The sequence below is a fragment of the Lentzea sp. NBRC 105346 genome, from assembly GCF_030269605.1.
Taxonomy (GTDB): Bacteria; Actinomycetota; Actinomycetes; order Mycobacteriales; family Pseudonocardiaceae; genus Lentzea.
Map to the genome: position 1 here is coordinate 174,598 of NZ_BSTQ01000019.1, position 20,021 is coordinate 194,618.

Consider the following 20,021-nt stretch of genomic DNA (forward strand, 5'->3'; position numbering starts at 1 on the left):
TCAGTTGTACTTGACCCGGTACCGCAGGTGGGTGACGTTCTTGCCCTCCACGACGGCCAGCGGGCCTTCGAGCGACACCGGAGACTTCCGCAGCTCCGAGAAGAACGGCGTTCCGCTGCCGAGCAGTACGGGCACCAGGTCGACGTAGATCTCGTCGAGCAGCCCGGCGTCCAGGCACTGCCGGGCGATCGTGCCGCCGTTGACGCCGACGATGCGGTCGCCCGCGTGCGCCTTGGCCTGCGCGACGGCGGACTCGATGCCGTCGGTGACGAACGTGAAGTGCTCGGCGTTCTCCCAGCCGGAGGGCACCGAGTGCGTCACGACGAAGGTGTGCACGCCGAGCGTGTGCTGCCCGCCCCAGCCGGAGGTGAAGTCGAACAGGTGGCGGCCGCAGATCAGCGCGCCGGTCTGGCCGATGTAACCGCTGATCCAGGCGGCCGACTGCGGGGTCACCTTGAACGTCATCTCGGGGTTCGCGGTCGGGACTTCGACCTCGCCGTTCTCGTACCAGTTGAACAGCAGGTCGAAGCCCGACTCGCCGGGACCGGCGATGAACCCGTCCAGGGACATGGAAGCGCTCGTGAAAACTCGTGTCATACCCGTACGTCGATCGGGGACACGAGTTTTCGACAAGCCCTAGTCGAACCTGCGCACGTGCGTGCCGTCGCGGACGGTGCCCACGTACTCCTCGAGCAGGTCCTCCAGGGCGACGACGCCGCGCAGCTCACCGTCGGCGCTCACCGAGCGCGCCAGGTGTGACTGGGCGCGCCGCAGTGCTGCCAGGGCCTCGTCGAGGCGGGCGTCGACCGGAACCTCGGGCAGGCCGCGGATTCGGGTCCGCGGCACCGGGGTTTCCGGAGCCGAGCCGGCCAGGTCCAGCACGTCCTTCACGTGCAGGTAGCCGAGCAGGCTGCCGTTGGAGCGCACCGGGAAACGCGAGAACCCCGTGGACGCAACGACCTGCTCGATCTCGCCCACCGTGGGCGTCGCCGAGACGCAGGTCAGGCGGTCCAGCGGCACCAGCACGTCCGCCACCGTCCGCTCGGCCGACGACAGGGTCTGGGCCAGGCGGCGGTGTTCGGAGTCCTCGAGCAGACCCTCCGAACGGGACTGTCCTATCAGGAGTGCCAGTTCGTCCGGCGTGTACGCGGATTCCAGCTCCTCCACGGGTTCCACGCCGAACCGGCGCAGCACCCACGTGCCCGCATGCGTGAACAGCGACAGGATCGGCGAGATCACGCGGCTGAACGCGTAGTGCACGGGCACCAGCCAGATCGCGGCCCGTTCGGGGCCGGCGATGGCCAGGTTCTTCGGCACCATCTCGCCGAGGATCGTGTGCATCGCGACGACCAGCACCAGGGCCACGGAGAACGCGATGCCGTGGATCAGCGCGGTCGGCAGGCTCAGCGCCTCCAGCGGCGCCTCGATCAGGCCCGCGACGGCGGGTTCGGCGATCGCGCCGAGGCCCAGCGAGCACAGCGTGATGCCCAGCTGGGCGCCCGCGATGAGCAGCGGCAGCTGTTGCGACGCCTTGATCGCCGTGCGGGCGCGGCTGCTGCCTCGCAGGGCCAGAGCTTCCAGGCGGTCGCGGCGCGCGGTGATCACGGCGAACTCGGCGCCGACGAAGAAGGCGTTGCCCGCGAGCAACAACAGGATCGCTAGCAGGCTCATGACGCCACCGCCGTCTCGATGCGAGCGACGCGGAGCTCGGCGACGCGGTGTTTGTCCATCCGCATCACGGTGACGCGCCAGCCGTCCACGCGGATCTCGTCGCCCACGTCCGGGATGCGGCCCAGGCGCGCCAGCACGAGGCCGGCCAGCGTCTCGTAGTCACCGGGCGGCATGGGGAACCCGGTCGCCTCCAGCACCTCATCGTCGCGCAGCAGGCCGGACACCATCCAGCTGTCCTTGCCCAGCGGACGCACGGGTGGCGGCTCGCCGCGGTCGTGCTCGTCGCGCACGTCGCCGACGATCTCCTCGACCACGTCCTCCAGCGTGACCATGCCCGCGGTACCGCCGTACTCGTCGACGACGAGCGCGGTCTGCAGCCCGGACGCGCGCAGCCGGTCGAGCAGCGCGTCGCCCTCCAGCGTCTCCGGCACGGTCTGCACCGGTCGCGTCAGCGCGGACAACGGCGTGGACGCGCGCAACGCGGCGGGCACGCCGAACGCCTGCTTCACGTGCACCATGCCGCGCACCTCGTCGAGGTCGCCGTTGTGCACGGGGAACCGCGAGAAGCCCGTCTGCCGGGCCTTGTCGACCAGGTCGAGCACGGTCGCGTCGGCCCGCAGCGCCTCGACCCGCACGCGCGGCGTCATCAGCTCACCGGCCGTGCGGTCGCCGAACCGCAGTGAGCGGTCCAGCAGCGTCGCCGTGCCGGGGTCGAGGGTGCCGTGCTCGGCGCTGGTGCGGACGAGCGCGCCCAGCTCCTCGGGGGAGCGGGCGGACGCGAGCTCCTCGACCGGTTCGACGCCGAAGCGGCGGACCAGCCAGTTCGCCGAGCCGTTCATCGCGGTGATCAGCCAACGGAAGATCGACGAGAACGCCGCCTGGAACCCGGCGACGGCGCGCGCGGTCTCCAGCGGCTTCGCGATCGCCAGGTTCTTCGGCACCAGCTCGCCGAAGATCATCGACAACGCCGTGGCGATGGCCAGCGCCAACGCCAGGGACAGGCCGCGGGCGAACGACTCGGGCACGCCGATCGCGGTCAGGCCCGGCCGCAGCAGCTCCGCGATCGCGGGCTCGGCGATGTAACCGGTGATCAGGGTGGTCAGCGTGATGGCGAGCTGCGCGCCGGACAGCTGGAACGACAGCGAGCGGTGCGCGCGTTCGATGGTCTTCGCCTTGTTGTCGCCGACCTCGGCGACGTGCTTCTCGACCGTGCTGCGCTCGAGCGCGGTCAGCGAGAACTCGGCGGCGACGGCGACGAAGGTGCCCGCGGTGAGGGCCACCACCGCCAACAGGCCGAGCACGCTCAACAGGACTCCGGTCACCGGCCTGCTCCATCAGCAAGGGGGACCGGATTGGTATGCCAGCCGGGGCCAGTACCCACGGGGACGGCTCAACTCCTCAAGAACTTCAGCTACACGGTCGCCGTGAATTCTAGTTGCTCTGCGTGCTCGCTCTCAGCACTACTTCACCAGCCACTCGTACGGTGCGGGGAACGTCACTCCCGCCGTCCAGCACGAGCCGCGCCGCCTGCTCGCCCATCTCCTCGAGAGGCAGCCGCACGGTGCTCAGCGCGGGCACCGTGTCACGCAGCGTGGGGATGTCGTCGAACCCCGCGATGGAGATGTCCTCGGGTACCCGTACGCCGCGCTCGCGCAACGCGGCCATCGCACCCATCGCCATCACGTCGTTCACGGCGAACACGCAGGTCGCCTTGGTCTTCTTGGCGAGCAGCTCGAGCGCCGCGTCGTAGCCGCCGTCCCTGGTGAACGCGCCGTCGATCACGGTCGGTGCGGCCAGGCCGGCGTCCGCGAGCCCGGCCTTGAACCCGGCCAGCCGGTCGCGCGTCACGACGAGGTCGGCCGGTCCGGCGAGCACCGCGAACCTCTTGTGACCGAGCGCGGCCAGCTCCCTGGCCAGCGCGCGGGCACCCGCCCGGTTGCCCGGAACGACCGTGTCGGTCCCCAGCTTGGCCTGAGACACGCACGCGATGCGGCCGCCGAGCGAGGTGAACGCCTCGATCTCGGAGGCGAGCCGCGCCTGCGCCTTGCGGTCCGTCGTGCGGCTGCCCGCCAGCACGACCGCGCGGGCCCGGTGCGCGCGCAACGTCGACAGCAGCTCGGCCTCGCGGCCCGGCGTGCGGCCGGTCGTGCCGAGCACGACGACGAGGCCCGCGGCCTCGGCCACCTTGGTGACTCCGGCGGCGATCGACGAGAAGTACGGGTCGGTGATGTCGTGCACGACGAGTCCGACCAGTGAGCTCGAGTTACGGGCCAGTGCCTGCGCCGACGCGTTGGCGACGTAGCCGAGCACCTCCGCGGTCATGAGCACGCGGTCACGCAGCTCGTCGCTCACCTGCCGGGTGCTGCCGTTGAGCACGCGGGAGGCCGTCGCCAGCGACACACCCGCCTGCCTGGCCACCTCGGCGAGGGTCACCTGTCGCGCGGACACGACCACCTCCATCTCAGTTGGTGCACGGAGGGTAACTCGCGCAGTGGTTGACGTCCGTGAAGAACCACCCGTAGCGTGGCGGAAAGCGCTTTCCAGCCCAGCGGGAGGATCGCATGGCAGTGCGGACCGTCGGTGTCGCCGTCAACGGGGTCACCGGCCGGATGGGGTACCGCCAGCACCTGGTGCGGTCCCTGCTTCCGTTGCGCGAGCACGGACTCCGGCTCCCGGACGACACCGTGCTGAAGGTCGAGCCGCTGCTCGTCGGCCGCAACGCCGGAAAGCTCAAGGAGATCGCCCAACGGCACGACCTGCCGCGCTGGACCACGGACCTGGACGCCGCCCTGGCCGATCCCGACATCGATGTCTACTTCGACTCGCAAGTCACGTCACGGCACGTGGAAGCGATCTCCGCCGCCATCGCCGCGGGCAAGCACGTCTACACCGAGAAGCCGGTTTCGGAGACCGTCGAGGAGGCTCTGCGGTTGGCTTCGCTGGCGGACGCGGCCGGTGTGCGGCACGGCGTCGTCGCCGACAAGCTGTACCTGCCGGGCATCCGCAAGCTGCGCCGGTTGATCGACGGCGGATTCTTCGGCCGAATCCTGTCGGTGCGCGGCGAGTTCGGCTACTGGGTCTTCGAGGGTGACTGGCAGGCGGCGCAGCGGCCGTCGTGGAACTACCGGGCGGAGGACGGCGGCGGGATCGTCGCCGACATGTTCTGCCACTGGAGTTACTTGCTCGAAGAGCTGTTCGGTTCGGTGGAAGCCGTGACCGCGCGGGCCGTCACGCACATTCCACAGCGGTGGGACGAGAACGGTGTCGCTTACGACGCGACCGCGGACGACGCCGCGTACGCGATCTTCGAACTCGCCGGCGGGGTGATCGCCCAGGTCAACTCCTCGTGGTGCGTGCGGGTGCACCGCGACGAACTGGTCGAGTTCCAGGTGGACGGTACCGAGGGGAGTGCGGTCGCGGGGCTGCGCGAATGCGTCGTGCAGCCCCGCGCCGTCACGCCGCGGCCGGTCTGGAATCCCGATGTTCCCGCCGATGCGGACTTCCGCTCGCAGTGGCAGACCGTGCCGGACAACGACGAGTTCGGGAACGGGTTCAAGGTGCAGTGGGAGGAATTCCTGCGGCACGTTTATGCCGGGGCGCCGTTCCCGCACGACTTCCGCGCGGGTGCCCGAGGGGTGCAGCTGGCGGCGTGCGGGTTGCGGTCTTCGGCGGAGGGGCGGCGGGTCGAGGTGCCTCGTGTCTAGGGAGGTCTTCGCCGCCGCGCACGTCGTCGCCGCCGACGAGAAGACGGTCGACTGGGACGCGACCCTGAGGTTCCGCCACCACCTGTGGGACCTCGGCCTCGGCGTCGCGGAAGCGATGGACACTGCGCAGCGCGGCATGGGCCTCGACTGGCCCACCGCCGCCGAGCTGATCAAGCGCAGCGCCGCCGAGGCGACCGGCCGGATCTGCGCCGGCGTCGGTACCGACCACCTGCGCGGCGAGGTCACGCTCACCGACGTCATCACGGCCTACGAACAGCAGCTCGACGTGGTCCAGGGCGCGGGCGCGCAGCCGGTGCTGATGTGCAGCAGACAACTTGCCGCCACCGCGAAGAGCCCCGAGGACTACGCCAACGTCTACGGCAGGCTGCTCCGAACAACTGACCAGCCCGTGATCTTGCACTGGCTCGGCCCGGCGTTCGACCCGGCGCTCAAGGGCTATTGGGGCGACGAGAACACCGAAGCGGCCACGGACAACTTCCTCGAGATCATCAAGGCCAACTCCGCCAAGATCGACGGCGTCAAGGTCTCGCTGCTCGACGCCGGCCACGAGATCGGGTTGCGCCGAAAGCTCCCGCCAGGAGTCCGCTGCTACACCGGCGACGACTTCAACTACCCGGAACTGATCGAGGGCGACGAGCACGGGTACAGCGACGCGCTGCTCGGCATCTTCGACCCGATCGCGCCGGTCGCGGCCCAGGCGATCAAGGAACTGGACGACAACCCAGCGGAGTTCCGGCGGATCATCGACCCCACGGTTCCGTTGTCGCGGCATCTGTTCAGCGCGCCGACGTACTACTACAAGACGGGCGTCGTCTTCCTCGCCTGGCTGGCCGGGCACCAGGACCACTTCGTCCTGCTCGACGGGCTGCAGACCGCGCGCACCGTCGGCCACCTCGCCGAGGCCAAGCGGCTGGCCGAACTGGCGGGTGTCATCGACCCCGACGAAGCCGACCGGCGGTGGAGCCAGTGGCTGGCCGACTCTCACTGAACCAGGCGACGATCAAGCGCGCGACCGTCAAACAGGCTGTTGATGGGTGCGCGAAGCACGGCGTGCCGTCGATCGGGCTGTGGCGCGAACCGGTCGCCGACGCCGGAATCGAACAGACCAGGAAGCTCGTCCGGCAAGCCGGGCTGCGCGTGTCCTCGTTGTGCCGCGGCGGGTTCCTCACCGACCCGGACAACAAGAACGCGATCGACGACAACAAGAGGGCCATCGACGAGGCGCACACGCTGGGTACCGACACGCTGGTGATGGTGGTCGGCGGCGTGCCCGACCGGGACCTGATCGGCGCACGGCAACGGGTCCAGGACGGCATCGAGGTGCTGACGCCGTACGCCCAGGAAGCCGGCGTCATCCTGGCGCTCGAACCGATGCACCCGATCTTCTGCGCCGACCGCGGCGTGCTCTCGACGTTGAAGCAGGCGCTGGACTGGGCGGAGCGCTTCGACGCGGGCGTGGTCGTCGACGCGGTGCACGTCTGGTGGGACCCGGAGCTCGACGCGCAGATCGAACGGGCGGGCCGGCGGATCGCGAGCTACCAGGTGTGCGACTGGCTGAACCCGTTGCCGCCCGACGTGTTGCTCGGCCGCGCGCTGCCCGGTGACGGGAACATCGACCTCGACCGGCTGACCAGGCACGTCGCGAAAACCGGCTACAGCAAGGACGTGGAGGTCGAGATCTTCAACGCCGACCTGTGGGCGGCGGATCCGGACGAGGTGATCGCAGAGGTGGTCCGCCGGTACCACGCCTTTGTGGAACCGGCTTTGTAGAACCAGCAGCGCCGAAGCCGATCGTCGACGGCGGCGACGATCGACCCCGGCGTTGGTATGTATTAGACGAGATGGAGGGCAGATCGGTTGCAGTCTTCAGCCCACCTTCAGGTACCGGTTCACCCGAACGGCCGAATCCTGTCTGTTCTGATACTTCTTCTGGTCGCGGCCTGTGGTGGTGTAAAAGGCGGTAGCAACGCCGACTATCCGAACCGCGCTGTCCAGTTCACCGTGCCGTTCCCACCGGGCGGCAGCACGGACCTCGTCGGGCGGGCCATCGCGAAGGCGGTGGAGCAGCCGCTGAAGCAGTCCGTGCCGGTCGCCAACAAGCCCGGCGCGAACGGCGCGGTCGGCGGCAAGGAGGTTCTCGCGTCCGCGCCGGACGGCTACAACATCGGGTTGCTCGTGCAGTCGCTGTTCGCGATCACCCCGTTGGCCGTCAAGGACGAGACGGCGATCCAGCTCGACCGGCTGACCATCGTCGCGACGCTGACCACCGAGGACTACGTGCTCGTCGTCAACGCCAACTCGCCGCACAAGACGCTCGAGGACCTGCTGAAGGCGCCCAAGGTCAGCTACGGCACGACCGGCGTCGGTACCGGGGCACAGCTGTCGCAGGCGTTGCTGTTCAAGAGCGCCGGAGCCAACGCGGTCGACGTGCCGTTCGACGGCGGCGCCCCGGCGGTGACCGCAGTGCTCGGCGAGCAGGTCGACGCGATCTCCGCCGCGCCCTCGGAGATCATGCAGCACGTCAAGGCGGGCAAGCTGCGGCCGCTCGCGACGTTCTCCACCAAGCGCAGCGCGTACCTGCCGGACGTGCCGACGGCCCAGGAGAAGGGCCACGACGTCGTGGTCGACCAGCGGCGGTTCGTCGTCGCGCCGCAGGGGCTGCCGGACAACGTGCGGAAGAAGCTCGCCGACGCGTTCGCCGAAGCGCGCAAGGACGCCGGTTACGACAAGTTCCTCAAGGATGCCTACGCCGAACGGTGGGAGGTCTCCGGTGACGAGGCCCGGCAGCACATGAAGGACGCCGGTGCCCGTTATGCGGCGAAGGTCCAGGAGCTCGGCATCAGTCTCGGCAAAAAATGACGCGGCTCGCCGGGGTTCTGCCCGCGCTGCTCGGGCTGCTCGCCGCGTGGGGCGCGATCGCGCTCGGGCTGGGGTCGGTCACCGACCCCGGTCCGGGGCTGTGGCCGTTTGTGACGGCGGTTCTGCTGCTGGGCACCGGCATTGCCATCGCGGTCCGGCCGCCGGACGACACGGAGCCGTTCTGCCGCGGCACGGCCGGCGTGCTGCTCGCGGTGGCCGGTCTCGGGGGATACGCGGCGGTGATCGAGCACGTCGGGTTCGAGATCCCGACCGTGGTGCTGCTGGCGGTGTGGCTGCGGTTCCTCGGTGCCGAGTCGTGGGTCGTGACGGTGGTCGTCGCGCTGCTGGCAACTACCGCGGCGCACCTGTTGTTCATCGCCGGGCTCGGTGTCCCGCTGCCACACCTGTTCGGGGCCTGACGTGTGGTCCGGCTTCGCGGTCGTCTTCGAGCCGCAGAACCTGCTGTACTGCCTGCTCGGCGTCACGCTGGGCATGCTCGTCGGCGTGCTGCCCGGCCTCGGGCCCGCGGCGACGATCGCGATCCTGCTGCCGATCACCTACGACCTGGAACCGGCGCCGGCGATCATCCTGCTGGCCGGGATCTTTTACGGCGCCCAGTACGGCGGCACGATCACGTCCGTCCTGCTGCGGCTGCCCGGCGAGGCCTCGACCGTGGTCACCGTGCTCGACGGGCACGAGCTGGCCAGACAGGGCAGAGCCGGGTCCGCGCTGGGTATCGCCGCGGTCGGGTCGTTCATCGGCGGGACGGCGTCGATCGTGGTGCTGTCGCTCGTGGCGCCGTTCGTCGCGGACTTCGCCCTGAAATTCGGGCCGCCCGAGTACGCGGTGCTCGGCGTGATCGGGATCTTCCTGGTGGCGACGCTCGGAAACGGGTCGCTGGTCAAGGGCATCGCGGCCGCGGCGGCGGGTCTGCTGCTGGCGACGGTCGGGTCCGACCCGATGGTCGGCGCGCCGCGGTTCGTGTTCGGCAGCGACCAGCTCGCGGACGGCATCGACTTCGTGATCGTCGCGATGGGCGTGTTCGGTGTGGGGGAAATCCTCTACAACCTCGAGCACCGGCACCGGGAATCGGCTCGGGTGCCGTCGTTCGGGCGCGCGTGGCCGACCTGGGTGGAGTGGCTGCAGTCGAAGTGGGCGGTGCTGCGCGGGGCGGTCGTCGGGTTCCTGCTCGGCGTGCTGCCCGGTGGTGGCGCGACCATGTCGTCGCTGGTCGCCTACGCCGTGGAGAAGCGGTCGGCTGCCGATCCGTCGCGGTTCGGGCGCGGCGCGATCGAGGGCGTCGCGGGACCGGAGACGGCGAACAACGCGGCTGCAACGTCGTCGTTCATCCCGTTGCTGGTACTGGGTTTGCCGGCCAACGCGACGATGGCCGTGCTGTTCGGGGCGCTGACGCTGCAGGGTGTGCCGCCGGGGCCTTCGCTGATAGACGATCACCCGGACGTGTTCTGGGGCGTGATCGACTCGATGTACATCGGCAACGTGTTCCTGCTGCTGTTCAGCGTGCCGCTGATCGGGATCTTCGTGCGGCTGCTGCGGGTGCGGCCGGGGATCCTGGCGCCACTGACGATGCTGGTCACGATGATCGGCGTCTACAGCATCCGCAACAACGTGTTCGACCTGTTCCTGGTGCTGGGCCTGGGCGTGATCGGCTACGGGATGAAGAAGCTCGGCTTCGAGCCCGGCCCGTTCGTGCTCGCGTTCGTGCTCGGCGACATCCTGGAGTCCGCGTTCCGCCGGTCGATGCGCATGTTCGGCGGCGACCTGACCGGGTTCCTGCACCGCCCGATCGCGGCGAGCCTGCTGGTGTTCCTGGTCGGGTCGGTGGTGGTCGTGAGTGTTTTCCGTCGCTATCGCAACGGAAAACACTCACGACCCTTGCTCAGCCGCCGTTGACCATGCGGTAGACGGTCGGCTTGTGCTTCGGCTTCACGGTCGTGATCTTCAGGACCGCGTCGTACATGGTGCGGCCCAGCTCGGCGCGCGCGGCGACGGCCGGGTGCGAGAACGCGAAGTTCGCGTCGTTGGTCGCCTTGTCGCCGTCGAACTCGCCGGACGCGAAGAGCGAGTAGATCAGGATCGGGCGGCCGTCCGCGCTGAACATCACGCCGGCCTCGTTGCGGCCGTCGTCGAACCAGCCGGCCTTCGTCGCGACGCGGAGCCGCTCGTCGGACGACAGGTTCAGCCGCACGCCGTCGGTGAAGGCGGTCAGCGAGCGCAGCACGTTCAGCAGGTGCTGGGTCGACGCGGGGGACAGCAGCGTGCCGTCCGTCAGCTTCGTCAGCAGCATGTGCATCTCACGCGGCGTCGTGGTGCCGAGGAAGAACCGGTTCGGGTTCGCCACCGGCACGACCTGCGTGTGCACGAAACCCTTGGACTTCAGGATCTCGTTGAGCTCCTTGGCCGGGACGACCAGGCCGCACAGGCGGACCGCGGTGTTGTCCGAGACGGTCAGCAGCGCCGCGAGCGCGTGGCCCACGGTCACCGAGCTCGGGTACGCGCCGTCCAGCGCGAAGATCCCGTCGGTGTCCTGGATGACGATCGACTCGGTGACCTCGACCCGGTCGGTGAGCTTGATCAGGCCACGGTCGACCTTGTCCAGCACCGCGACGGCGACGGCGATCTTGTTGACCGAGTACGCCTCGACGACGCGGTCGGCATCCTCCTCGACGGCGGGCTTCGCGGCGCCGTTCGGGTCGGCGACGGTGATGTACGACGACCAGGTCCCCTTGGCCTTGCGGACCTGTCGCTTGTAGACCTGCGCCACCCGCTTGCGCGAACGCTCTGCGGTGGTGGGGCAACGTTCGATCTCGGGCTCATCCTCGGTCTGGGCCGAGGCGCTACCGGAGCCCAGCACGGCGGTCGCGGCGGCGACGGTTCCCAGGCCGAGCGCGAACCTGCGGTTGATGTTCATGGCGTACATCCAATCAGGTGACGCTGACATCCCTCTGACTAGTTCTGAGATCTTTCGATACGGCCCTAGGCTGGTGATCATGAACGAACGGGTCTTCGTCGTGACCGGGGCTTCGCGCGGAATCGGCGCCGCGACTGCCGCATTGGCTCTGGAGCAGGGCTTTCGCGTGGTACGCGCGTCGCGGTCGGGCGCTGAGGCCCGCGCCGAACGGACCTGGAACGCGCAGTGTGACGTTTCGTCGTGGGAATCGATCTCCGCGCTGGTGTCCCGTGTGGAATCACATTGGGGACGAATCGACGTCATGTTCGCCAATGCGGGCGTCTCGGTGGACACGTCGTTCGTCTCGGACGCCGGCGCGCCGCCTCCGGAGTGGACGGACATGGTCGTCACCAATGTGTGCGGGCCGGCGTTCACCGCGCGCGCCGTGATGCCGGCGTTGCGGCGCAGCGGCGGGCACCTGGTGCTGACCGGCAGCGCGGCCGGGCGCGGCGTGCGGCCGGGGAACCTCTACTCGGCGACGAAGTGGGCGATCACCGGGCTCGCGGAGTCCATTCGGACCGAATGCGTCGGAACCGGTGTGCGCGTCACGTTGCTGCAGCCCGGTCTCGTCGACACCGGCGGCATCCCGGCGTCGCGGGTCAACGATCCGAAGCTCGACGCGTCCGATGTGGCCCGAGCGGTGCTGTACGCGGTGTCGCAGCCGTCCACTGTGGACGTCAACGAGATCCTGATCCGGCCTACGGGTGCTGCTCGGTGAGGACTTTCGAGCACCGGCCCAGCAGTGAGCGCAGCAGCTTGCGCTCCTCGTCGGTGAACTCGGCGGCGAGCCGTCGTTCCACGGCCGCCGCCCGCTCGTCCGCCTGGTCGAAGGCGGCCTGACCCTTCTCCGTCAGCTGCGTCTCCAGCACGTTGCGGTGCCACGGGTGCGGCGTGCGCTCGATCAGGCCCAGCGCGACCAGGTTCTGCAGGATCGTGGTCATCGTCTGCGGCGTGACCAGGCACAGCCGCGCGAGCGCCGCGGCCGAGATGCCGGGGTTCTCACCCAGCATGAGCAGCGCCGCGTACTGCGGCACCGTCAGGCCGGACGGCTTCACCGCGGCGGTCTTGGCCGTCATGAGCTCCTGCTCGACGCGCTTGATGTCGCTGCCGAGCCGTTCGCTCGCGGGCATTCGCATGCGTCTCATCGTACGAACGGCATGAATGCTCGCTCCGACCAAGTGCAATGAGGGGAGCTTTGCAAGCGCTGACCGCCATGAAGGGTCCCCTCATCGCACGCAGAATAAGTGTGTTGATAGTTATCAGAGTTCTGACTACTGTCTGAGTTCGTACCTACCACCTGAGGGGATCACATGCGCAGAAGGACTGTGCTGGTGGCGTTCGCCGCCGCCATCGCGCTGGGGGCCGGCACGGCGTCGGCCATGCCGCGCACGATCGAGGGTTCGGCACCCCAGCTGCACCCGGAGGGCGTGGCGTGGGACGCGACCCGCAACGCGTTCCTCGTCAGCTCCGTCGCCCACGGCACCGTGTCGATCGTCAAGCCGAACGGGCAGGTCAGTCCGCTGGCCAGGATTCCGGTGCAGGCCTCGACCGTCGGGTTGAAGGTCGACCTGCGCCGCAACCGCGTGCTGGTCGCGTACTCGAACAACTTCGACGCGACGGTCCGCTCCGGCCTGGCGATCTTCGACCTGACCACCGGCAGGCAGCTGCACGTGGTGGATCTGGCCGACGACGCGGGGCCGCACCGGGCGAACGACGTCACGGTTGACCCATGGGGCAACGCCTACGTCAGCGACACGGTGTCCGACCGGATCTACCGCGTCGACGTCGCCGGCCACGCCTCAGTGTTCGCGCGCGACCCACGGCTGGGCGGCGAGCTCGGCAACAACGGGCTCGCGTGGCACCCCGGCGGCTACCTGGTCGTCGGGCACTACACCACCGGGAAGCTCTTCAAGGTCACCCGTGACTCGGTGTCCGAAGTGGCGGTTCAGCCGCTGGTCGGCGCGGACGGCATCGCGTTCCGGCCCGACGGCACGCTGCTCGTCGTGACGAACACCCTGGAGTCCAAGGGGCGCAACTCGGTGTTCTCGGTGCGGTCGCGCGACGGCTGGGCGTCGGCTCGGGTAGTCGCCGAGAAGGCGTGGCCGACGACCTCGCCCACGACGATCACCGTGTCGCCGTTCAGTTCGTACGTGGTGACCGGCTACATCGACAAGCTCCTGGCCGGCACTCCGGTCGACGAGTTCCGTCTCGACCGGCTCTGAGATCGGACCGGTGGTCTGGACCACGGTCCAGGCCACCGGTTAGCCTCGGACCGTGTCCCTGCGGTTGCTCTTCGTGATGGCCCTGCTGGTGAGCGCGTGCACTTCGGCGCCACCGCCGGAACCGCCTCCCGTCAGTGAGACGTCGGTGGCGCCGGCCGTCTTCCCGGTGACGGTGAAGCACGAGTTCGGCGAGGTGACCGTGCCGAAGAAACCCGAACGCGTGGTCGCGCTCGGGTGGAACGACGTCGCGCTCGCCAACGTGCTCGACGCGGTCGTCGTCGGAGCGGTGCGCTCGCCCGATCCCGCCTCGCCCAACCTGCCGTACGTCAAGGCGCTGCTCAGCGACGAGGTGCTGACGCTCGATCCGGCGAACCCCGACTTCGGGAAGGTCGCCGCACTGCAGCCCGACCTGATCCTGGCCACCTCCGCCGCCCTCGACGCCGGGAAGTACGCCGAACTGAGCAAGATCGCGCCGACGGTCGCCCGGCCGTCCCCCTCGTCCACAATGGACGAAGACGCCAAGCTCGCCGGTGAGGTTCTCGGGAACCCGGTCGGCGCGCGCAGGCTGGTGGACTCGGCGGACCAGGCCGTGGCGAAGCTCAAGGAGGAGATGCCGCGGGTGGTCGGCAAGACCTACCACTTCGGCGTCGGCGACCCGTCGCCGTTCCTGGAGACACTCGGCCTGCAGCCGGGGGAACCGGGGAGCGCGGCCGTGTGGCTCGACGTGCCGGTCAACGTGGTGCAGTTCCTCAAGGCGCCCAACGTGGTCGGCGTGCAGTGGGCGATCGACGAGGTGAAACCGGCCCTGTCGAAGGTCGCCTAACGGACCTCGTCCAGGAACTCGAGGATCACGCGGTTGACCTCCTCGGGCCGTTCGAGGAACCCGAAGTGCCCGGCGTCGGGGATTTCCGCGTAGCGCGCGCCGGGGATGGCGTCCGCGACCTCGCGCGCCAGATGCGGTGGCAGCACCCGGTCGTCCGCGTATCCGACCACCAGGCACGGAGCGGTGATCTTGCGGTAGTTCGCGAGGTCGCTGGGGATGTCGCCCAGGTCCAGCTGCGCCCGGACGCCGGCGCCGATCTTCGAGCCGCTCAGCTCGAACAGCTCCAGCCAGTCCCGGGACGTGACGGGGTCGGCGAGCGTGCGCGGGGACAGGTTCCGCAGTGCGGTGACCGCCGCGTAGAAGGCGTCCGGCAGCACGACGCCCTGGTCGTACAGCGCGCGCTCGCCGCGGTTCCACATGTCCTGCACCGGATCCCGGCGCGAGTGGGCGGCCAGCATGACCGCGCTGCGCACCAGGTCCGGCCGCGAGTGCGCGAGCTCCTGCGTGATGCGCGAACCGAGGGACGTGCCGATCACGTGGGCCGGTCCGCCGAGGTGCTCGATCAGCGCGGCCGCGTCGGCGACCACGTCGTGGATGGTGAAGCCGTCGGCGCACTCGTCCGTGGGCGGGATGCCGCGGTTGTCGATGGTGGCGACCCGGAAACCGGCCTTGCGCAGGGCGGGCACCTGGTGCATCCGCCAGACCCGGCCGGGACTGCCGGTGCCCATGATCAGCAGGACGAGATCCCCTTCGCCCTCCACCTGGTAGCTCAGCCTGATCCCGTTCAGCTCCACGATTGGCACGCGAGCGAGCGTACCTAGAAGCGGCAGAGCTCCTTGATCCGTTCGGAGTGCTCCGGATACCGCGAACAGAGGTCCCCGGCGTGCCCGAACTCGACGATGTCGTCGGTGTACGGCGGCACGACGACGGTGCCGACGAACGACCACTCACCGCTCGGGCTGCTGCCCTGCCACACGCCCGCGGGGACAATGACCTGCGGGTTCTCCGGGCTCAACACCGGCGTCTCGACGGTGCCGTCCGGGTACAGGAGGATCATCCGCAACGGCGAGCCGGCGTGGAAGTGGTAGATCTCCAGATGCTTCAGGACGTGCATCCCGGAGAAGTCCGGCGTTCGCAACAAGTAGTAAATCGCCGAGACATTTCCGTCTCGATAGGACTGTCCGAAGTACCCGCCCTCGACCGGCAGCTCGGCCAGCCCGAGACTCTCGATGATCCGTTCCGGCGTCACGTCGCCTCCTGCAGACCGTGCACGACCACCATTCCCTTGCCCAGCCTCTTCGCGGTGTACATGGCGGCGTCCGCGCAGCCGAGCATCGAGTCCGCGCTGACCGACGGGTCGTAGCGGTCCTGTTGCGCCGCACCGATGCTGGCGTGCACAACGTGCGTGCGGCCGTAGACCTGGTGCGGCGTCCTGAGTGCGTTCAGCACGCGTTCGCCGAGCTCCTCGGGGTCCGCGCCGTCGACGATGACGCCGAACTCGTCGCCGCCCAGGCGCGCCACGGTGTCCTCGGGGCGCAGGCAGTGCGTCAGCCGCTTGGCGACGTTGCGCAGCACCGCGTCGCCCTCCGCGTGCCCGTAGGAGTCGTTGACCGCCTTGAACCCGTCCACGTCGATGAACAGCAGCACCAACGGCCGGTCTCGGTCGCGTTCCAGCAGCGCGTTGCTCAGGCGTTCGCGGAACAACACCCGGTTCGCGACCCCCGTCAACGGGTCGTGCAGCGCCTCGTGCCGCAGCTGCTCGCGGCTGATCCGCAGCTCGTCGAGCAACCGGACGTTGTCCATCAACGTCAGCAGCTGCCGCACGATCACCAGGAGCACCACGCCCAGGCCGACGTAGATCTCGATCGGGTTCAGCCGCACGCCCGTCGCCGTGCCGACGAGGATGAACAGTCCCGTGACCAGCAACGGCACATACGGCACCAGCAGGTAGAGCATGTCGCCGGTGCGCAGCCGGCCGTCTGCTTTCCGGTGGCCGCGGGCGGTCGGCGCGATCGCGCTGAGGAAGAACATCGGCGGGCACACCATGAACCCGATGTCCGCGACCGGTGGGATCGCGCCCGCGCCCTGGCTGATCAGGAAGGCGAACACCCAGCCGCTGGCCGACTGGCCGATGCCCGCCAGCGCGATGAACAACATCGGCAGGTGCCGGATGCTGCGGTGGGTCCAGCTCGACACCACCAACGACGTGATCGTCACCAGGTAGAGCGCGGGATGCGCGACGACCGTGGCGAAGCCCGGTCCGGACGTGGCCCAGGCGCGGACCATCGACTCCAGCGCGGACACCCAGGTCAGCACGAACAGCGACCCGACCACCACGAGCCCGTCGAGCACGACCACGAACCGGCTGCGCCGGTCGTGCGGCCGGTCGTTGCGGCCGCCGGAGTGCGCCAGCGTGACCACCGCGCACAGGGTGAGGACCGGGACGAGCAGGAAGCCCAGTGGCGCCAGGGTGGACGACGGGAGTTTGACGCCGAGGATCTGCTGGCCCCAGATCCACGCGCTCAGCCCGACCGTGAGGCTGACCATCGCGGCGGTCATCCAGCGGCGCCAGCGGGTTCTTGCCGTCCGGGCGTAGGCGATGAGGGCGGCGACGGCGAAGGCCAGCTGCTCGATCTTGTCGAGCGCGACGCTCGCGTCGTGGGGCAGGACACCGGACGTGACCAGGACGACCGTGGCCACGAGCGCGGCACACACGGCCGCGGCCACTGCGGTGAACCGCCCCAAGGTCACCGCGCCACCTTAGTGACGTCGTCTCGCTACGGCGAACGGTGGTACCCGTTAGTAGCAACCGCCCGGCGGAGTGCCATGAAGGGAGCTTTGCCAGCGCTGACCGCCATGAAGGGTCCCCTCATCGCGTATGTGCGGAGTGTCGGAGGCAGGAGCCGGTGGCCCGCCCAGTAGGGTTCGAACGAGTGTTCGTGAGGAGTGGTTGCGGGTGCGTGTCTTCGGGGTCGACCCCGGTCTGACCCGGTGCGGGTTCGGCGTCGTGGACGGAGGGCCCGGCCGGGCGGTGCGGTGCGTCGCGGTCGACGTGGTGCGCACGCCGGTGGACGCGGACCTCGCCGTGCGGCTGCTGGCGTTGTCGGTGGAGGTCGACCTCTGGCTCGACCGGCACCAGCCCGACGTCGTCGCGATCGAGCGGGTGTTCAGCCAGCACAACGTCCGCACGGCGATGGGCACCGCGCAGGCCAGCGGGGTGGTCGCCCTGGCCGCCGCCAAACGGCGGCTGCCGGTCGTGTTCCACACGCCGAGCGAGGTCAAGGCCGCGGTGACCGGGTCCGGTCGTGCCGACAAGAAGCAGATCACCGCGATGATCACGAAGATCCTCAAGCTGGACGCAGCGCCCAAGCCGGCGGACGCGGCGGACGCGCTGGCCCTGGCGATCTGTCACCACTGGCGGGCGCCCATGCGCACCCGCATGGAAGAGGCCGAACGCAGGGCGCGGGAGATGGCCGAGACGCATCGGGCGAGAATCGCCGCGGCGGCGAAACGAGGAGGTGGCCGGTGATCTCGTCACTGCGCGGGGCCGTACACGCTCAGGTGAGCGGCGACCTGGATGAGCTGTGGAGGTGGCCGGTGATCGGGGTCGTGCGGGCGACGTCGAGCACGTCCGGGCGTCGAGCGGCGGCCTCGGTGGACTGTGGAGGTGGCCGGTGATCTCGTCACTGCGCGGGGCCGTGCAGCACGTCGGGCTGGACCACGTGGTGGTCGAGGTGGGTGGCGTCGGGTTCGCCGTGCAGGCGACGCCGAGCACGCTGGCCACGCTCAGGCGCGGCGAAGAGGCGCATCTGGCGACCGCACTCGTGGTGCGCGAGGACTCGCTGACGCTGTTCGGGTTCGCCGACGTCGAGGCGCGGGAGCTGTTCGGGCTGCTGCAGACGGTCAGCGGCATCGGACCCCGGCTCGCGCTGGCGACGCTGGCGGTGCTCGAACCGGACAAGCTGCGGCAGGCGCTGGCCGAAGGCAACATCACCGTGCTCACGCAGGTGCCCGGCATCGGCAAGAAGGGCGCCGAGCGGCTGATCATCGAGCTGCGCGACAAGGTCGGCGCGCTGCCCACGCCGCACACGCCCGCGGTGAACGGCCAAACGCGGGAGCACGTCGTAGAGGCCTTGCTGGGCCTCGGGTTCCCGGCGAAGTCGGCGGAGTCGACCGTTGACGCGGTGCTCGCGGACAACCCGGACCAGTCGACCAGCGCCGTGCTGCGACGCGCGCTCGCCACGCTGGGGCGCAAGTGAGCGAAGAGGAGCTGTCGCCGTACGCCGTGCCCGCCGAGCGGGACGTCGAGTCGACGCTGCGGCCGCAGGACCTGCACGAGTTCGTCGGGCAGCGCCGGGTGCGCGAGCAGCTGGAGCTCGTGCTGCAGGGCGCGATGCGCCGGGGGACGCCGCCGGACCACGTGTTGCTGAGCGGGCCGCCCGGACTGGGTAAGACCAGCCTCGCGATGATCATTGCCAAGGAGCTCGGCAGCGCCATCAGGATCACCAGTGGCCCGGCGCTGGAACGCGCCGGTGACCTCGCGGCGATGCTGTCGAACCTGGTCGAGGGCGACGTGCTGTTCATCGACGAGATCCACCGGATGGCCCGGCCCGCCGAGGAGATGCTGTACCTCGCGATGGAGGACTTCCGGGTCGACGTCGTCGTCGGCAAGGGGCCGGGTGCGACGAGCATTCCGCTGGACATCGCGCCGTTCACGCTGGTCGGCGCCACGACCAGGTCGGGTGCGCTGACCGGGCCGTTGCGCGACCGGTTCGGGTTCACCGGGCACATGGAGTTCTACGAGGCCGCGGACCTCGACCTGATCGTCAAGCGCAGCGCCAAGATCCTGGGCGTGGACCTGCACGACGACGGCGCGATGGAGATCGCCGGACGGTCGCGCGGCACGCCCCGCATCGCGAACCGGCTGCTGCGGCGCGTGCGGGACTTCGCCGAGGTCAGGGCGGACGGCAGCGTCACGCTGGAGGTCGCCCGGCAGGCGCTCCAGGTGTACGACGTCGACGACCTGGGGCTCGACCGGCTCGACCGCGCGGTGCTCACCGCGCTGGTCAAGTCGTTCGGCGGCGGGCCGGTCGGGGTATCCACTCTCGCGGTCGCGGTGGGGGAGGAACCCACCACGGTCGAGGAGGTGTGTGAGCCCTACCTCGTGCGGGCTGGCATGCTGGCGCGCACGCCGCGTGGGCGCGTGGCGACCCCGGCAGCCTGGATCCATCTGGGCCTGGAGCCGCCCGCCGGTGATCAGCTCTGGTGAGCTGGCAGAATCGGCGCTAGCACCCAGACATATCGGACGTGGAAATCCCTCGCGTCCGCCTGAACGGAGAATGATGAACCTTTCGTCCCTGATGTTCCCGTTGCTGCTGGTGCTGCTCGCCGTGCCGCTGTTCCTCAGCGCTCGCAAGCAGAAGCGCGCGATGGCCGAGCAGCAGCAGCTGCAGAACTCGCTCGCGGCCGGTGACCGCGTCATGACCACGTCGGGCCTCTACGGCACGGTCGCGGACGCCAGCGACGACACCACCATCGACATCGAGATCGCCGACGGTGTCGTCACCACCTGGCTGCGTGCCGCGGTTCGCGAGAAGGTCGCCGACGAGGTCGAAGAGGTCGAGGAGACCGAGACCGAGGACGCGACCCCGGAGAGCGCGGCGCAGATCGCCGAGCCGCTCGAGCACGACGCCAAGAAGTAGGCTCGCGGGACGCGTCTCACCTGGAGTTGGCAACTGTGAACACCGCCA

General features: G+C 69.6%; 22 protein-coding genes. 13 read left to right on the forward strand and 9 right to left on the reverse strand.

The annotated features are described in order from the left end of the window. The 4 genes from QSK35_RS34265 to QSK35_RS34280 form a co-directional block, all read right to left on the reverse strand. Nucleotides 1–570, reverse strand: coding sequence for a dihydrofolate reductase family protein (locus QSK35_RS34265; protein WP_285751827.1), 570 nt, complete (start codon nt 568–570; stop codon nt 1–3). A gap of 66 nt (nt 571–636) precedes the next feature. Continuing rightward, nucleotides 637–1,671 (reverse strand): hemolysin family protein, encoded by a 1,035-nt coding sequence (locus tag QSK35_RS34270; protein WP_285751828.1) that lies wholly within the window; start codon nt 1,669–1,671, stop codon nt 637–639. Further along, nucleotides 1,668–2,993, reverse strand: a complete 1,326-nt coding sequence (locus tag QSK35_RS34275) for a hemolysin family protein (protein WP_285751829.1) — start codon at nt 2,991–2,993, stop codon at nt 1,668–1,670. Before QSK35_RS34275 ends, QSK35_RS34270 begins: the two co-directional genes overlap by 4 nt. Before the next feature lie 109 nt (nt 2,994–3,102). After that, the gene (locus tag QSK35_RS34280) at nt 3,103–4,119 is read right to left on the reverse strand and encodes a LacI family DNA-binding transcriptional regulator (RefSeq protein ID WP_285751830.1); all 1,017 of its coding nucleotides are present in this window, start codon (nt 4,117–4,119) and stop codon (nt 3,103–3,105) included. Nucleotides 4,120–4,232: 113 nt separating this feature from the next. Between QSK35_RS34280 and QSK35_RS34285 the strand changes: the two genes are divergently transcribed. The 6 genes from QSK35_RS34285 to QSK35_RS34310 all read left to right on the forward strand — a co-directional run bounded on the left by QSK35_RS34285 (nt 4,233) and on the right by QSK35_RS34310 (nt 10,169). Next, nucleotides 4,233–5,375: a Gfo/Idh/MocA family protein gene (locus QSK35_RS34285; RefSeq protein WP_285751831.1), complete on the forward strand. Its 1,143-nt coding sequence runs from the start codon at nt 4,233–4,235 to the stop codon at nt 5,373–5,375. Beyond that, entirely contained in the window at nt 5,368–6,384 is a 1,017-nt protein-coding gene (locus QSK35_RS34290) for a dihydrodipicolinate synthase family protein (RefSeq protein WP_285751832.1), read from the forward strand. Before QSK35_RS34285 ends, QSK35_RS34290 begins: the two co-directional genes overlap by 8 nt. Further along, complete coding sequence (locus QSK35_RS34295; RefSeq protein WP_285751834.1) at nt 6,363–7,166, forward strand: sugar phosphate isomerase/epimerase family protein; 804 nt, start codon at nt 6,363–6,365, stop codon at nt 7,164–7,166. Before QSK35_RS34290 ends, QSK35_RS34295 begins: the two co-directional genes overlap by 22 nt. A gap of 231 nt (nt 7,167–7,397) precedes the next feature. Further along, a complete protein-coding gene (locus tag QSK35_RS34300) occupies nt 7,398–8,255 on the forward strand; it encodes a tripartite tricarboxylate transporter substrate binding protein (protein ID WP_285751835.1) in 858 nt (285 codons plus the stop codon). Next, nucleotides 8,252–8,674 carry a tripartite tricarboxylate transporter TctB family protein gene (locus tag QSK35_RS34305; protein WP_285751836.1) on the forward strand — a complete coding sequence of 141 codons (423 nt, stop codon included), beginning with the start codon at nt 8,252–8,254 and terminating at the stop codon, nt 8,672–8,674. Before QSK35_RS34300 ends, QSK35_RS34305 begins: the two co-directional genes overlap by 4 nt. Nucleotide 8,675: 1 nt before the next feature. Further along, entirely contained in the window at nt 8,676–10,169 is a 1,494-nt protein-coding gene (locus tag QSK35_RS34310) for a tripartite tricarboxylate transporter permease (RefSeq protein WP_285751837.1), read from the forward strand. Here QSK35_RS34310 and QSK35_RS34315 read toward each other — a convergent pair. Next, nucleotides 10,156–11,187 carry a serine hydrolase gene (locus tag QSK35_RS34315; protein WP_285751838.1) on the reverse strand — a complete coding sequence of 344 codons (1,032 nt, stop codon included), beginning with the start codon at nt 11,185–11,187 and terminating at the stop codon, nt 10,156–10,158. The two genes, QSK35_RS34310 and QSK35_RS34315, sit on opposite strands and share 14 nt — an antisense overlap. A gap of 79 nt (nt 11,188–11,266) precedes the next feature. Between QSK35_RS34315 and QSK35_RS34320 the strand changes: the two genes are divergently transcribed. Then, nucleotides 11,267–11,944 (forward strand): SDR family oxidoreductase, encoded by a 678-nt coding sequence (locus tag QSK35_RS34320; RefSeq protein WP_285751839.1) that lies wholly within the window; start codon nt 11,267–11,269, stop codon nt 11,942–11,944. Here QSK35_RS34320 and QSK35_RS34325 read toward each other — a convergent pair. Further along, complete coding sequence (locus QSK35_RS34325) at nt 11,925–12,362, reverse strand: MarR family winged helix-turn-helix transcriptional regulator (protein WP_285751840.1); 438 nt, start codon at nt 12,360–12,362, stop codon at nt 11,925–11,927. The two genes, QSK35_RS34320 and QSK35_RS34325, sit on opposite strands and share 20 nt — an antisense overlap. A gap of 174 nt (nt 12,363–12,536) precedes the next feature. Between QSK35_RS34325 and QSK35_RS34330 the strand changes: the two genes are divergently transcribed. Next, nucleotides 12,537–13,448: an SMP-30/gluconolactonase/LRE family protein gene (locus tag QSK35_RS34330; protein ID WP_285751841.1), complete on the forward strand. Its 912-nt coding sequence runs from the start codon at nt 12,537–12,539 to the stop codon at nt 13,446–13,448. Between the two features lie 52 nt (nt 13,449–13,500). Further along, on the forward strand, nt 13,501–14,271 hold the full coding sequence (locus QSK35_RS34335) for an ABC transporter substrate-binding protein (protein WP_285751842.1): 771 nt from the start codon (nt 13,501–13,503) through the stop codon (nt 14,269–14,271). On the opposite strand, the gene QSK35_RS34340 is transcribed toward QSK35_RS34335, so the two are convergent. From QSK35_RS34340 to QSK35_RS34350, 3 genes are read right to left on the reverse strand one after another with little or no spacing between them, the layout of a single operon-like run. Beyond that, a complete protein-coding gene (locus tag QSK35_RS34340; RefSeq protein WP_285751843.1) occupies nt 14,268–15,074 on the reverse strand; it encodes an alpha/beta fold hydrolase in 807 nt (268 codons plus the stop codon). The two genes, QSK35_RS34335 and QSK35_RS34340, sit on opposite strands and share 4 nt — an antisense overlap. 14 nt (nt 15,075–15,088) lie before the next feature. Further along, the gene (locus QSK35_RS34345; protein WP_285751844.1) at nt 15,089–15,520 is read right to left on the reverse strand and encodes a cupin domain-containing protein; all 432 of its coding nucleotides are present in this window, start codon (nt 15,518–15,520) and stop codon (nt 15,089–15,091) included. Further along, the gene (locus tag QSK35_RS34350) at nt 15,517–17,022 is read right to left on the reverse strand and encodes a GGDEF domain-containing protein (RefSeq protein WP_285751845.1); all 1,506 of its coding nucleotides are present in this window, start codon (nt 17,020–17,022) and stop codon (nt 15,517–15,519) included. Before QSK35_RS34350 ends, QSK35_RS34345 begins: the two co-directional genes overlap by 4 nt. 205 nt (nt 17,023–17,227) lie before the next feature. Between QSK35_RS34350 and ruvC the strand changes: the two genes are divergently transcribed. The 4 genes from ruvC to yajC all read left to right on the forward strand — a co-directional run bounded on the left by ruvC (nt 17,228) and on the right by yajC (nt 19,973). After that, a complete protein-coding gene (ruvC, locus tag QSK35_RS34355) occupies nt 17,228–17,800 on the forward strand; it encodes a crossover junction endodeoxyribonuclease RuvC (RefSeq protein ID WP_285751846.1) in 573 nt (190 codons plus the stop codon). Between the two features lie 145 nt (nt 17,801–17,945). Beyond that, entirely contained in the window at nt 17,946–18,530 is a 585-nt protein-coding gene (ruvA, locus tag QSK35_RS34360) for a Holliday junction branch migration protein RuvA (RefSeq protein ID WP_285751884.1), read from the forward strand. Beyond that, nucleotides 18,527–19,540, forward strand: coding sequence for a Holliday junction branch migration DNA helicase RuvB (ruvB, locus tag QSK35_RS34365; RefSeq protein WP_285751847.1), 1,014 nt, complete (start codon nt 18,527–18,529; stop codon nt 19,538–19,540). Before ruvA ends, ruvB begins: the two co-directional genes overlap by 4 nt. A 73-nt stretch (nt 19,541–19,613) precedes the next feature. Continuing rightward, on the forward strand, nt 19,614–19,973 hold the full coding sequence (gene yajC, locus QSK35_RS34370) for a preprotein translocase subunit YajC (RefSeq protein ID WP_502881760.1): 360 nt from the start codon (nt 19,614–19,616) through the stop codon (nt 19,971–19,973). The last annotated feature ends 48 nt before the right edge of the window (nt 19,974–20,021 follow it).